At 36.9% G+C, this 12,626-nt stretch carries 14 protein-coding genes; 11 read left to right on the plus strand and 3 right to left on the minus strand.

The window, feature by feature from the left end; genetic code table 11:
* Positions 1–148: 148 nt before the first annotated feature.
* Together ulaG and ulaR are read right to left on the minus strand one after the other, a co-directional pair.
* On the minus strand, positions 149–1,216 hold the full coding sequence (gene ulaG, locus A9G10_RS09240) for an L-ascorbate 6-phosphate lactonase (protein WP_065559249.1): 1,068 nt from the start codon (positions 1,214–1,216) through the stop codon (positions 149–151).
* A gap of 26 nt (positions 1,217–1,242) precedes the next feature.
* Positions 1,243–2,004, minus strand: a complete 762-nt coding sequence (gene ulaR / locus A9G10_RS09245) for an HTH-type transcriptional regulator UlaR (protein WP_065559250.1) — start codon at positions 2,002–2,004, stop codon at positions 1,243–1,245.
* A 426-nt stretch (positions 2,005–2,430) separates the two neighbouring features.
* Here ulaR and A9G10_RS09250 point away from each other — a divergent pair, with 426 nt between their 5' ends.
* The 5 genes from A9G10_RS09250 (at position 2,431) to A9G10_RS09270 (ending at position 7,022) form a co-directional block, all read left to right on the plus strand.
* The gene (locus A9G10_RS09250) at positions 2,431–4,200 is read left to right on the plus strand and encodes a PTS ascorbate-specific subunit IIBC (protein ID WP_065559251.1); all 1,770 of its coding nucleotides are present in this window, start codon (positions 2,431–2,433) and stop codon (positions 4,198–4,200) included.
* 25 nt (positions 4,201–4,225) lie between these two features.
* The gene (locus A9G10_RS09255; protein WP_065559252.1) at positions 4,226–4,699 is read left to right on the plus strand and encodes a PTS sugar transporter subunit IIA; all 474 of its coding nucleotides are present in this window, start codon (positions 4,226–4,228) and stop codon (positions 4,697–4,699) included.
* A gap of 3 nt (positions 4,700–4,702) precedes the next feature.
* A complete protein-coding gene (locus A9G10_RS09260; protein WP_065559253.1) occupies positions 4,703–5,395 on the plus strand; it encodes an L-ribulose-5-phosphate 4-epimerase in 693 nt (230 codons plus the stop codon).
* A gap of 18 nt (positions 5,396–5,413) precedes the next feature.
* Positions 5,414–6,058 (plus strand): 3-keto-L-gulonate-6-phosphate decarboxylase UlaD, encoded by a 645-nt coding sequence (locus A9G10_RS09265; RefSeq protein WP_065559254.1) that lies wholly within the window; start codon positions 5,414–5,416, stop codon positions 6,056–6,058.
* Positions 6,059–6,140: 82 nt separating this feature from the next.
* Positions 6,141–7,022: an L-ribulose-5-phosphate 3-epimerase gene (locus tag A9G10_RS09270; RefSeq protein ID WP_442903221.1), complete on the plus strand. Its 882-nt coding sequence runs from the start codon at positions 6,141–6,143 to the stop codon at positions 7,020–7,022.
* Positions 7,023–7,089: 67 nt separating this feature from the next.
* Here A9G10_RS09270 and A9G10_RS09275 read toward each other — a convergent pair whose 3' ends face one another.
* Positions 7,090–7,425 carry a zinc ribbon domain-containing protein YjdM gene (locus A9G10_RS09275; RefSeq protein ID WP_065559256.1) on the minus strand — a complete coding sequence of 112 codons (336 nt, stop codon included), beginning with the start codon at positions 7,423–7,425 and terminating at the stop codon, positions 7,090–7,092.
* 170 nt (positions 7,426–7,595) lie between these two features.
* Here A9G10_RS09275 and lptM point away from each other — a divergent pair, with 170 nt between their 5' ends.
* From lptM to yigB, 6 genes are all read left to right on the plus strand, one after another.
* The gene (gene lptM, locus A9G10_RS12625; RefSeq protein WP_143425992.1) at positions 7,596–7,763 is read left to right on the plus strand and encodes an LPS translocon maturation chaperone LptM; all 168 of its coding nucleotides are present in this window, start codon (positions 7,596–7,598) and stop codon (positions 7,761–7,763) included.
* Between the two features lie 15 nt (positions 7,764–7,778).
* On the plus strand, positions 7,779–9,032 hold the full coding sequence (lysA, locus tag A9G10_RS09280) for a diaminopimelate decarboxylase (RefSeq protein WP_065559257.1): 1,254 nt from the start codon (positions 7,779–7,781) through the stop codon (positions 9,030–9,032).
* A gap of 141 nt (positions 9,033–9,173) precedes the next feature.
* Positions 9,174–9,998 (plus strand): diaminopimelate epimerase, encoded by an 825-nt coding sequence (gene dapF, locus A9G10_RS09285; RefSeq protein WP_065559258.1) that lies wholly within the window; start codon positions 9,174–9,176, stop codon positions 9,996–9,998.
* Positions 9,999–10,116: 118 nt separating this feature from the next.
* Positions 10,117–10,845, plus strand: coding sequence for a DUF484 family protein (locus A9G10_RS09290; protein WP_143425993.1), 729 nt, complete (start codon positions 10,117–10,119; stop codon positions 10,843–10,845).
* Positions 10,846–10,854: 9 nt separating this feature from the next.
* Positions 10,855–11,778 (plus strand): tyrosine recombinase XerC, encoded by a 924-nt coding sequence (gene xerC / locus A9G10_RS09295; protein ID WP_065559259.1) that lies wholly within the window; start codon positions 10,855–10,857, stop codon positions 11,776–11,778.
* Positions 11,778–12,491, plus strand: a complete 714-nt coding sequence (gene yigB, locus A9G10_RS09300; RefSeq protein WP_065559260.1) for a 5-amino-6-(5-phospho-D-ribitylamino)uracil phosphatase YigB — start codon at positions 11,778–11,780, stop codon at positions 12,489–12,491. The genes xerC and yigB overlap by 1 nt, the downstream gene beginning before the upstream one ends.
* Positions 12,492–12,626: the final 135 nt, after the last annotated feature.

The raw sequence follows: 12,626 nt of genomic DNA on the forward strand, positions 1-12,626 counted from the left end.
TTTCATTTTTTTATCAGTTTATTCGTTAAAACTGATGAATAATTTCAGCGAATTGATTCCACATTTATTCATGGCAGAGGACATAAAAAGTGGACATTGAATCGTATTCGCAGCCCACAAAAAATATTGATCTTAATTTCGAAACAAATTATAAGAAAGAACGATAAGGTAATTCAGGCTCATCGGTAAAGATGTCTCTAAATCCACGATAATGCTGATAATGCATTTTCTTTTTATCTGTTGGATAAGTGTATTTACCGCCAACTTGCCAGAAGAATGGTGTAAATTGATATTCCAAACGATCTTTCTTCATTTGCCAAAGTACTTCAATTTCACGAGGATCACTTTGGAAATTCGCCCAAATATCATGATGAAAAGGAATCACAACTTGGGTTTTCAATGATTCCGCTGCACGCAAAATATCTGAAGAGGTCATTTTATCGGTGACCCCCCGCGGATTTTCACCATAAGAAAGCAACGCCACATCGATTTTATAGTCATTACCATGTTTGGCATAATAGTTAGAGTAATGAGAATCACCCGAGTGATAAAGTGAACCGCCCGAAGTTTCAAACAGGTAATTAACGGCTCTGTCATCCATGCCATCGAGAATCGCTTTATCAGTTGAGGAAACGCCTTTTGGTAGTGTCACTAAAGAAGTTCTATCAAAAGAATCTAAAACTCGAATGGTAATATCGCCGACTTTAATGGTTTCACCAACTTTGGCAACAATACAACGATCTTCAGGTACACCCCAACTTTTCCATAATTCGACACAAGCTTTAGGACCAATAAATTTCACTTTTGGTGAACAGTTTTGAATGACCGCAGCAGCCACATTGACATCAATATGATCCGCATGATCATGGGTTGCCATTACCGCATCAATCTCTTTAATAGCAAAAGGATCTAATACAAAAGGACTGGTTCTTAAATTAGGTTGTAATTCACGTACTCCCCCCATACGCATCATTTGATGTTGTTTATTCATCAAGGGATTAGCGTGTGTTTTTTTACCAGTCCCACACCAAAAATCGACGGAGATATTGGTATTACCGGCAGATTTTAACCAAATGCCAGTACAAGCAAGCCACCACATGGTAAACGTATTGGGTTTAACCTCTGTTGCTTCAATCTCTTCATTTAGCCAAGTACCCCATTCAGGAAAGGTATTTAATATCCACGATTCTCGGGTAATTTCGTTCACTTTACTCATACTTTGTTCCTTTTACATTTTAATAATTAAACTAAAATAACATCTACACCTTGCTCCTTAATGCTTTCAATGACTTCCTTGTTTGCTTGTTTACCGGTAATTAAAATATCGATTTTATTCACAGGACAAAAAAGCATGCCAGAATTGGCTTTGGTTTCAATTTTTGAACTATCGACAACAACAACTAATTTTTCAATTTTTTCAAGTATCTGTTGTTCAGCCACTGCACCTAATATTTCATTCTTATAAAGTCCATTGGGTGTTAACGTCTTGCCACTGGTAAACATCCACTTACCAGCATATGAATCGGTAATGTTCGCAATGGGGTTAAGAATAATATTTTGTGTTTTGTTATATAACCCTCCCATAATGATGACATTTTCATGATCATGTTCAATCAAGTAACACGCTAACGGAAAATAGTTAGTAATGATTGAAACGTTTTTACCACAGAGTTCTCGACCCAATAAAAATGCTGTTGAACCGCAGTTAATAACTACATTTTCATCAGCTCCACACAACGTTGCTGCACGAATAGCAATACGAGCCTTTTCATGATAATGATCGGTATTATTGTTACCGATTGGTGCCCATATAGGTTTTTTCTCTTCAATTCGCATAATACCGTTACGAACTTTTTTTACTCTTCCTTCCTGATCGAGCTTAGTGATATCACGACGAGCTGTAGCGGGAGAGATAGAAAAATATGAAACTAACTCAGTCACTTTTATCATTCCTTTGTCGTTAACCATTGCCACTATTTCGTTATGTCGCGATATTTCGTTCATTATTACCTCTTTATTGAATTAATATGATTAATTTTGATTAAAAATGATAATAATTTTCATTCATAATATTGTCAAATATTTATAATCAATATTTAACTCATTGTTGATTCAATATATTGATAATAATAATTATATTTTTAAGTTTTACCGCTATTTTTTCCTAAAAATGTGATGATAATCACAGATGTGGGTGTGATAGGTTTAGAAAAGTGATCTTTATCAAAATAATCATAAATAATCATTGAATGGTTAATTGTGATTGTAGAATATAACAAGTGTTATTTGAGCATGAATAACGAAGTGTAATCAGAAATTTTATCTATTCATATAACAATAAACATTATAGAAAAATTTAAAAACGAAGTTAGTTCTCCACAGTAAAGCGTTAGATATTTAAAGATGTCGGTAAACCAATGAGAGGAACATATGGAAGTAATCTACAACATATTTTATATTTTTTATAGCCAAGTTATGACAAAAGCGCCTTTGTTGCTTGGCTTGGTGACAATGTTAGGTTATTGCCTTTTACGTAAAGACATAACAACCGTTTTAAAAGGCACCATTAAAACCATTGTTGGTTTTATGTTATTACAAGTCGGTTCAGGGGTATTAGTTTCAACCTTTAAACCCGTCATTGCAAAACTATCAGAATATCATGGTATTAAAGGATCGATTATTGATACGTACGCCTCGATGGTGGCAGTCGAAAAGGGTATGGGCGATCAATATTCGTGGGTTGGCTATGCAGTACTATTGGCGCTTGCTATCAATATTGTACTTGTGCTCTTTCGCCGTTTAACCGGTATCAGAACGATCATGCTGACAGGTCATATTATGTTTCAGCAAGTCGGTCTCATTGCTCTATTTTACTTTTTATTTGGTTATGGTATGTGGGAAACCATTATTTATTCCGCCATTATTACTGCACTCTATTGGGGAATATTCTCAAATATGATGTTTAAACCAACTCAAGCCGTTACAGGTGGTGCTGGTTTTTCGATAGGTCATCAACAGCAACTCGGTTCATGGATAGCGGTAAAATTAGCGCCTAAACTGGGTGATAAAAATGATTCGGTTGATAATCTTAAATTACCTAAATGGTTACATATTTTCCATGATAGTATCGCTGCCACAACCATTGTCATGACATTCTTCTTTGGCATCATCCTTCTTTCATTTGGTTTAGATAATCTTCAAACAATGGCAGGTTCAACCCATTGGACAATCTATATTTTCGAAACTGGGCTTAAATTTGCCGTTGCAATACAGGTTATTGTTGGTGGCGTTCGAATGTTTGTTGCTGAATTATCCGAAGCATTTAAAGGCATTTCTGAAAAGTTAATCCCTAATGCTGTGCTTGCTATTGATTGTGCTGCCATTTATGCATTTTCGCCTAATGCCATGGTGTTTGGATTTATTTGGGGGGCGTTAGGGCAATTCTTAGCGATCGCATTATTACTCATCTTTAAATCGCCAATAATGATTATTCCAGGCTTTATTCCTATGTTCTTCTCAAATGCGACAATCGGCGTATTTGCCAACCATTTTGGTGGTTGGAAAGCAGTTATGAAAATCTGTTTTGCTATGGGAATCATTGAAGTTCTTGGGTCTGCTTGGGTGATCAATATTTTTGCGCAAAACGGCACACCTATTGACTCTTGGATGGGGATGGCGGATTGGTCAATTCTATTCCCACCAATCTTACAAGGGTTATCATTCTCTCATTTGTTTATCTATCTAATCATTGCGTTAGCGTTGGTGTATATGTTCTTTGCCGCTAAAACACTACGAGCAGAAGAAGCACAACAAAAAAATCAACCTATCGAAAACGATATACATCAGGATGTTAATGAAGCAGTAGTTGAAAAAATGGATGAAGTTGCAATAAGTGAAGGCCAACCAATTCGTATTTTGGCGGTATGTGGTAGCGGTCAAGGATCATCAATGATGATGAAAATGAAAATTGCTAATTTTCTGGATAAGAAAGGGATCCCCAATATCATGGACTCTTGTGCAGTTACCGACTACAAATCCCGTTTACCGAATGTTGATATCATCGTGGCATCGAAACATTTGATACATGAAATTGAAGTGAATGAAGGTCAACACGCACTCGGTGTACAAAATATGCTTAATCCACATACGTTTGGCGATGAGCTTATCGAACTAATAAATCAAGTTAATACGAATAAATAGATAGAATAGTAAAAAGGAGCGCAATATGGCTTTCAAAGAATCTTTAATTGAAAATAACTCAATTTTACTCAGCGCAGAAGCGGCGAATTGGGAAGATGCAGTCAAGCTGGGTACCGATATGTTAGTGGCATCGAAAGCAATTGAACCATCTTATCACGATGCCATTATCCGTTGTGTAAAATCGATGGGACCTTACATTATCATTGCGCCAAATCTGGCTATGCCTCATGCCAGACCTGAAGATGGTGTCAATCGTACCGCTTTTGCCTTGGTCACCTTAAAAAAACCTGTCTATTTTGACGGAGAAGATGAACCGGTTGATGTGCTTGTCACTTTAGCTGGAAGTACGTCTGATCAACATATGGAGGGGTTGATGGAAGTTACTCAGATTTTGGATGATGAAAATAGTGAAACGGGTGTTGACCTCGATAAATTAAGACGTTGTAACAGTAAAGAAGATGTCTACGCAGTCATTGATCGGGCTTTAAATGGAGGCTAGTTTATGTATCAAGCTTTAAAAGAAAGAGTTTTACACGCTAATTTACTGTTACCTAAATATAATCTGGTCACTTTTACTTGGGGCAACGTATCAGAAATTGATCGCACAAAAGGCGTTATAGCTATAAAGCCTTCAGGCGTGGAGTACGGTGCGATGACCGTTGATGATATTGTTGTGGTTGCATTAACAGGGGAAATTGTAGAAGGTAAACTCAATCCTTCCAGTGATACAGCCACACATCTTGAACTCTATAAAGCATTTGAAAATATTGGCGGCATTGTCCATACCCATTCGCGCTATGCCACCATTTGGGCTCAAGCAGAGTTAGACATCCCAGCCTTAGGCACAACGCATGCCGATTACTTTTATGGTGATGTACCTTGTACTCGTCGGTTAACTGATAGTGAAATTGCGACCGATTATGAAAAAAATACAGGACTTGTCATCATTGAGGAGTTCAAACGTCGAGGCGTTGATCCAAAAGCCATGCCTGGCGCTGTGATTTCTGGACATGCTCCATTTTGTTGGGGGAAAAATGCTATCGACGCCGTACATAATGCTGTGGTACTGGAAGAAGTCGCTATGATGGCAATTGCAACTCGTCAGCTCAATCAAACAATTAAAATACAACAAACTTTATCTGATAAGCACTATTTTCGCAAACATGGCGCAAACGCTTATTACGGTCAAAAATAAATGAACAAGGAAATGAAAATGACAGCACCTAAATTACAAATCGCCTTAGATCAAACTGAATTAAAACCGGCATTAGATGTTGCTAAAAATGTATCAGGATTTGTCGACATTATTGAAGTCGGCACTATTCTTGCGTTTGGGGCAGGCATGGAAAGTGTAAAAACATTAAGACAACTTTATCCTGATCATATTTTAGTTTGTGACTTAAAAACCACCGATGGCGGAGCAATTTTGGCAAAAATGGCTTTTTCGGCTGGCGCTAATTGGTTAACCGTATCGGCAGCTGCGCACATAGCCACGGTTGAAGCATGTAAGAAAGTTGCCGATGAGTTTAAAGGCGAAATCCAAATCGAATTGTATGGGCATTGGACATTAGAAGATGCGAAAGCTTGGCGAAAACTGGGGATAAAACAGGCAATTTATCATCGTTCTCGAGATGCTGAGTTAGCCGGAGTAGGTTGGGGACAAGAGGATCTGGTTAAAATGCGTCAGCTTTCAGATTTAGGACTAGAGCTTTCAATCACAGGGGGAATTGTACCGGAAGATATCCACTTGTTTGCCGGCATTAAAACCAAAGCCTTTATTGCTGGTCGAGCTCTTGCCAATGAAAATGGTAAAAAAACGGCTCAAGCATTAAGAGAGCAAATAGCAAAATATTGGTAAGTGATAGATTGCAGTCGTTACGGCGACTGCATTTTTAAAATAATAAAGATATGAGCAGGTTTTAACTATGTCAACATTTGCAATCGATCCAAATTTCCAGACCAATCATATTGGCATTTATGAAAAAGCGTTGCCGAATGAACTTTCATGGCAACAAAAATTGCAGGAAGCAAAGTCATTAGGGTTTAATTTTATTGAGATATCAATAGATGAATCAGACGAGCGTCGGGCAAGGCTCGATTGGTCTGATGACGAAATCTATGCACTAAAACGATTATGTGAGCAAAATCAGATACCACTACATTCAATGTGTTTAAGTGCTCATCGTAAATATCCGTTTGGCTCAGCAGATGAAACAATCCGCAACCAAGCTAAAGACATTATGAATAAAGCGCTCATTTTGGCTTATAAGCTTGGAATAAGAGTGATTCAGTTAGCAGGGTATGATGTCTATTATGAACCAGCAAATAACAAGACTCACCAACGTTTTATTGAAGGTATGCAATGGTCAGCTAAACAGGCGGAAAAAGTCGGGATAATGTTAGCAGTTGAAATTATGGATACTAATTACCTGAATTCACTTAGTAAATTTGAAATTCTAAAACGGGAAGTGAATTCCCCTTATTTCATGGCTTATCCTGATGTTGGAAATATTACGGGTTGGAACTACGATACATGTACTGAGCTATTGTTAAGTCGTGACCATATCGTTCAAATTCATCTAAAAGATACCTTAAAAGTGAAAAATAATTATTCTGGACAATTTAGAGATCTTGTCATTGGTGAAGGTGAGGTTGATTTTCTTGCCATATTTAACACACTTAAAATGATGAACTATTCCGCACCGTTAGTCATTGAAATGTGGGCAAAAGATGATAAATGGAAAGAAAATATTATCACCGCTCAAAAAAGATTAAAGGCAATCGGCGAACAGGCAGGGTTTCCTATATTTAATCCAATATAAAATCAAACATGATCTGATTGTAAATCAACGCTTCATCTTATTGAAAAAAGATGAAGCATTCAATGCATTAAGCTTTTTTGACAAAACAAGCTTTAAGCATAATTTTCATGCCATCGATTTTACAATCAATTTCATGATCACCATCGACTAAACGAATCCCTTTCGCTTTTGCCCCTTTTTTTAGCACAGTCGATGAACCTTTTAATTTAAGGTCTTTAATCAATAACACATCATCGCCATCCGCTAATAAATTACCGTTGCTGTCTTTCACTTCACGTTGAGATGATTCAGCCGTTGCTTGATTAGGATCCCACTCATGAGCACACATTGAGCAGACAATTAAATTACCGTCGGGATAAGTATATTCTGATCCACAGGTAGGGCAGTGATTTGTTGATTCCATCTTGTTTCCTGTCGTATTAAAAAGTTTAATTATAGCATAATTATTATCAAATTCCCTGACTTTAGATTTTGCCTTGTTCTTTGGCAAATCTATTATTAGCGCTTTGCACGATTAGGGCTATCGTGTAATATAGTCGTTATCATAAAAATCTAGAATATTGTGAATATTATATGAAATCATTAATAAAATTACTTTCGATGTTTTTACTCATACTATCTATTGTGGGTTGTGGACTTAAAGGGCCGTTATACCATCCTACTGAAGCATCCAATAATCAAACTGATCAATCAACTATGAAGAGTTTGAGTCAAGAACAAATAATAAATAAAGTTGCTTAAATTAGGAATGAAACAATGAATTTTTTGCATTATCAAAATGGTCATTTATTGGCTGAGCAGATTGCTATTAATGATTTAGCCAAACAATATGGTACCCCTTTATATGTTTATTCTGCTGACTATATCACTCAGCAGTTTTTAGCTTACAAACAGGCACTTACTCAGCGTAAACATTTAATTTGTTATGCGGTCAAAGCAAATAGTAACTTAGCGGTATTACAATTGTTAGTTAAGTTAGGTTCAGGATTTGATATTGTTTCACAAGGCGAGTTAGAACGTGTACTTAAAGCGGGCGCAGACCCTAAAAAAGTTGTCTTTTCAGGAGTAGCGAAATCCATTGTCGAAATTGAACGAGCTTTACAAGTCGGTATAAAGTGCTTCAATGTTGAATCAGAAGCAGAATTGTATCGAATCAATGATGTTGCAAAACGTCTTGGCAAAGTTGCTGCTATATCTCTAAGAATTAATCCCGATGTCGATGCAAAAACGCATCCATATATTTCAACCGGTTTACGAGAAAACAAATTTGGTATTAGCTATCAATTAGCGATTGAGGTGTACCGTCAAGCAAAAGCATTATCCAATATTAACATTGTTGGCATAGATTGCCATATTGGCTCGCAACTGACTGAGTTATCGCCGTTTTTGGATGCCGCAGAACGTATACTTTTATTAGTCGATAAATTGAAATCCGAAAATATTCAGATACAACATATTGATCTTGGTGGCGGGTTAGGCGTTTGTTATGATGATGAGCAACCACCGACGGCATCGCTACTGGTGACTGAATTATTGAAAAAATTAGCTGATTATCCAGATCTCGAAGTGATATTTGAACCGGGGCGTTCAATTGTGGCTAATGCGGGTTTACTCATTACGAAAGTGGAATACACTAAACATCAAGATGATAACCATTTTGCAATAGTCGATGCGGGGATGAATGATTTAATTCGTCCAGCGCTTTATGAAGCTTGGATGCGTATATTACCCGAAAAACAGCAACAAGCAGATGATAAAACCTTTGTATACAACGTTGTTGGACCGATTTGTGAATCAAGTGATGTGCTTGCTTATCAACGTGAGCTATCTATCAAACAAGATGATTTAGTAGTGATATGTAGCGCAGGTGCTTATGGATTTAGCATGGCTTCAAATTACAACAGCCATCCTCGCCCGGCAGAAGTGATGCTGATTGACCCACAACAGCATAAGTTAATTCGTCAACGCGAAACGTTTGAAGACTTATGGCGTGGAGAACACGTGTTTTAGCTATCCATTAATGTATAGTTTTAACTGGTTAAATAAAAATGATGAATCTTAATAAGTTGTTTATGACGTTTTTTAGATCAAACGAATCAAAAAACAGTTATTCAAGATATAGTAATCTTTGATGATAAAAGGTAGATGATGATGAACTTTTCAAAAATGCATGGACTGGGAAATGACTTTATGGTTATTGATGCGGTAACGCAAAATGTTCATCTGTCTCCGGATTTAATTAAGCGTCTGGCTAATAGATATACCGGTATTGGGTTTGATCAGTTACTTATTGTTGAACCGCCTTATTCACCTGATAGCGATTTTCACTATCGTATTTTTAATTCGGATGGGACAGAAGTTCAGCAATGTGGTAATGGCGCACGTTGTTTTGCTCGTTTTGTACGTTTGAAAGGCTTGACCAAAAAGCGTGTGTTAAAAGTCAGTACTATGAAAGGGAACATTGTTTTAACCGTTAACGATGATGAAACCGTTCGAGTGAATATGGGGGTACCTATTTTTGAGCCAAATAAAGTACCTTTTAAAGCGATTAAAGAAGAAAAGACCTATATCATCAGAGCACAAGAACAAACCATACTATGCGGAGTTGCCTCAATGGGAAATCCACATTGTGTAATACAAGTCGATAATATTCTAACTGCTCAAGTGAGCACGCTAGGGCCACTATTAGAGCAACACGAACGTTTTCCGGAACGGGCAAATATTGGATTTATGCATATCATTGATCGTAACAACATCAATTTGCGCGTATTCGAACGTGGAGTCGGTGAAACTCAAGCATGTGGGACTGGTGCATGCGCAGCGGTCGCCGTAGGAGTTAATCAAGGCTTGTTAAATTCGACTGTGAATGTCAATTTACCGGGTGGCAAATTGCTGATTGAGTGGAAAGGTGAGAATCAACCACTTTATATGACGGGGCCGGCAACACATGTTTATGATGGTTTTATCTCATTTTAAAATAGTGTTTATTTGGCGATTAATTTATAGCGTGGGTCAATAAAAATCCGTGTTCGCATATTTGAATGTTTAATGAGTCTATTTTTAAGAATGTTAACAAATAAAAAAGAATTTAACTATGGTTGTAAAAAATACGCGGAATTTGAAATCTAAAAACATTCAAACTAAACCACTCAAATTAAATGATGAAGTGGTCAGTCAGTATATTATCAATAATCCTGATTTTTTTATTCGCAATGCTAACCAGATTGAAAATCTCCAAATTCCTCATCCTGTGCGGGGTGTTATCTCATTACCCGAATGGCACATGGCAAGGCAACGAAATAAAATAAAACAACTTGAGTCTGAGATAACGTTATTAATGGAACATGCGACAGCGAATGAGCAGCTGTTTAGCCAATTGATGGATCTTCAATTAAAATTGATCCAAACATCAGATCTCAATGAGTTAATTCAGTCACTTAATTTATGGGCAAAATCATTGGGACTAAACGGCGCGTACCTTTACCTTTTTGACGATAAATGGTTACTTAGTGCGCCATCAAATTATCACTATTTGGCGCTGAATTCTTCACAATTTGATTTTATTCGTGTTCGGCATTTGCAGTATAGCTATCAGTATTTAGGTTCATTAAATTCGACGGAATTAGATTTTTTATTACCGGAACATAACTATGTTGGATCAGTTGCTTTATCGCTATTAGGAAAATTTGGTGATTTAGGTCTTTTGATTTTTACCAGTGCAAATCCACATCATTATCATGCAGGTCAAGGGACACTCTTGTTAGAAAAAATAAGTGAGCTGTTACCGATCTTGATTGAAAAGTGGATTATGCGAATAAAATAAGGAGCAATGATGATTCAGTCTAATCAAGAACAACTATCATTATTAACCCAACCCGTTGAACAATTTTTAAATTACTTAAAATCCGAAAGACAACTCAGTTTAAACACGCAAATCAATTATCGTCGACAACTCTATGCCATTATTGAATTAGCAAAAACAGTCGAAATAGCTAACTGGCAAGATCTCGATTCATCGGCGGTGCGCTTATTAATCGGTAGAAGTAAACAAGCAGGTTTACAGGCAAGAAGCTTATCATTAAGGTTATCGGCATTGCGGAGCTTTTGTGATTGGATGGTTAAGAATCAATTGATCAGCGCGAATCCTGCCCGTGGCGTTTTAAATCCTAAGATCGGTCAACATCTGCCTAAAAATATTGATATTGACGAGATAAATCAATTACTGGATATTGAATATAATGATCCTTTATCTGTGCGTGATCGGGCAATGCTTGAAGTTATGTATGGATCTGGATTACGTTTGTCCGAATTAGTGAATCTAAATTGCCGTGAATTAAACCTAAAAGAGGGGGAAATTCGGGTAATGGGTAAAGGGAATAAGGAACGGAAATTACCGTTAGGTAGAGAATCGATTAAATGGATCCAACACTGGTTATCCATGCGTAACTTATTAGAACCTCAAGATGATGCCTTATTTATATCAAAATTAGGTCGTCGAATCTCACCACGAAATGTTGAAAAAAGATTTGCTGAATGGGGGATCAAACAGGGATTAAGTTCGCATGTTCATCCGCATAAATTGCGTCATTCTTTTGCAACGCATATGTTAGAATCCAGCCGAGATCTGCGTGCAGTCCAAGAGTTACTCGGGCATGCTGATTTGTCTACGACTCAAGTTTATACCCACCTTGATTTTTCACATTTATCAGATGTTTATGATTCGACGCATCCAAGAGCAAAAAGAGGAAGAAAGTAATGCGTTTTTACCGATCAATTAACCGAATTCAAGCAATGACATTTGATCTTGATGATACGTTATATGACAACAGCATGATTGTTGAAAAAGCTGAAGATGAAATCATCAAAACATTAAGACAATATGAACAGCTAAAAAATATCACCTTGTCAGATCTTCATGCTGAAAAACAGCAAGTATTAGCCCTGAATCCCGAAATCTATCACGATGTGGTTATTTGGCGAATTGAAACGATTAAATCTTTACTCCTTAAAATGGGTATATCCACATTGAAAATAGATGATATTGTTCAGCAATCTATGGCGTGCTTTAACTTTTGGCGTCATAAAATGCAAATCCCTGAATCGACACATCAATTATTGGCAACACTCGCCTCTAAAATACCCTTAGCGGTAATCACCAATGGCAATGTCGATATTCATAAAATAGGGTTAGGAGATTACTTTCAATTTTCACTGCGGGGTGGGGCGGATGGTCGTTCTAAACCTTTTCCTGAGATATTCGATTTGGCAGTTAACAAGTTAGCCGTACCAGCAAAGCACGTTTTACATATCGGTGATAATCTACTAACAGATGTTAACGGTGCAGTAAATAATGGTTTATTAGCGTGTTGGATAAATATTTATGGTCAAGATATTTATCATCTTGCAGATGCCAAATGTTTGCCACATATTGAAATCAATCATTTATCAGAACTGGATAATCTGCTATAATTTATTTTAAACATGTATAAATAGACAGTAAGCTACAAGATCATCATCAATTGCTTTAAAAAACGCCTATCTTTACATCCTTTTTGATGACAACCTAAACACGACAGATTAACTGAAAAGAATTGATTGATACTA

Origin of the sequence: Gilliamella sp. wkB308 (assembly GCF_001690185.1) — a bacterium.
Lineage (GTDB): Bacteria > Pseudomonadota > Gammaproteobacteria > Enterobacterales > Orbaceae > Gilliamella > Gilliamella apicola_I.

Coding starts and splice junctions, on each gene's coding strand:
- ulaG (WP_065559249.1), bottom strand. CDS start 1,216: ATGAGTAAAGTGAACGAAATTACCCGAGAATCGTGGATATTAAATACC.
- ulaR (WP_065559250.1), bottom strand. CDS start 2,004: ATGAACGAAATATCGCGACATAACGAAATAGTGGCAATGGTTAACGAC.
- A9G10_RS09250 (WP_065559251.1), top strand. CDS start 2,431: ATGGAAGTAATCTACAACATATTTTATATTTTTTATAGCCAAGTTATG.
- A9G10_RS09255 (WP_065559252.1), top strand. CDS start 4,226: ATGGCTTTCAAAGAATCTTTAATTGAAAATAACTCAATTTTACTCAGC.
- A9G10_RS09260 (WP_065559253.1), top strand. CDS start 4,703: ATGTATCAAGCTTTAAAAGAAAGAGTTTTACACGCTAATTTACTGTTA.
- A9G10_RS09265 (WP_065559254.1), top strand. CDS start 5,414: ATGACAGCACCTAAATTACAAATCGCCTTAGATCAAACTGAATTAAAA.
- A9G10_RS09275 (WP_065559256.1), bottom strand. CDS start 7,425: ATGGAATCAACAAATCACTGCCCTACCTGTGGATCAGAATATACTTAT.
- lptM (WP_143425992.1), top strand. CDS start 7,596: ATGAAATCATTAATAAAATTACTTTCGATGTTTTTACTCATACTATCT.
- lysA (WP_065559257.1), top strand. CDS start 7,779: ATGAATTTTTTGCATTATCAAAATGGTCATTTATTGGCTGAGCAGATT.
- dapF (WP_065559258.1), top strand. CDS start 9,174: ATGAACTTTTCAAAAATGCATGGACTGGGAAATGACTTTATGGTTATT.
- A9G10_RS09290 (WP_143425993.1), top strand. CDS start 10,117: ATGGTTGTAAAAAATACGCGGAATTTGAAATCTAAAAACATTCAAACT.
- xerC (WP_065559259.1), top strand. CDS start 10,855: ATGATTCAGTCTAATCAAGAACAACTATCATTATTAACCCAACCCGTT.
- yigB (WP_065559260.1), top strand. CDS start 11,778: ATGCGTTTTTACCGATCAATTAACCGAATTCAAGCAATGACATTTGAT.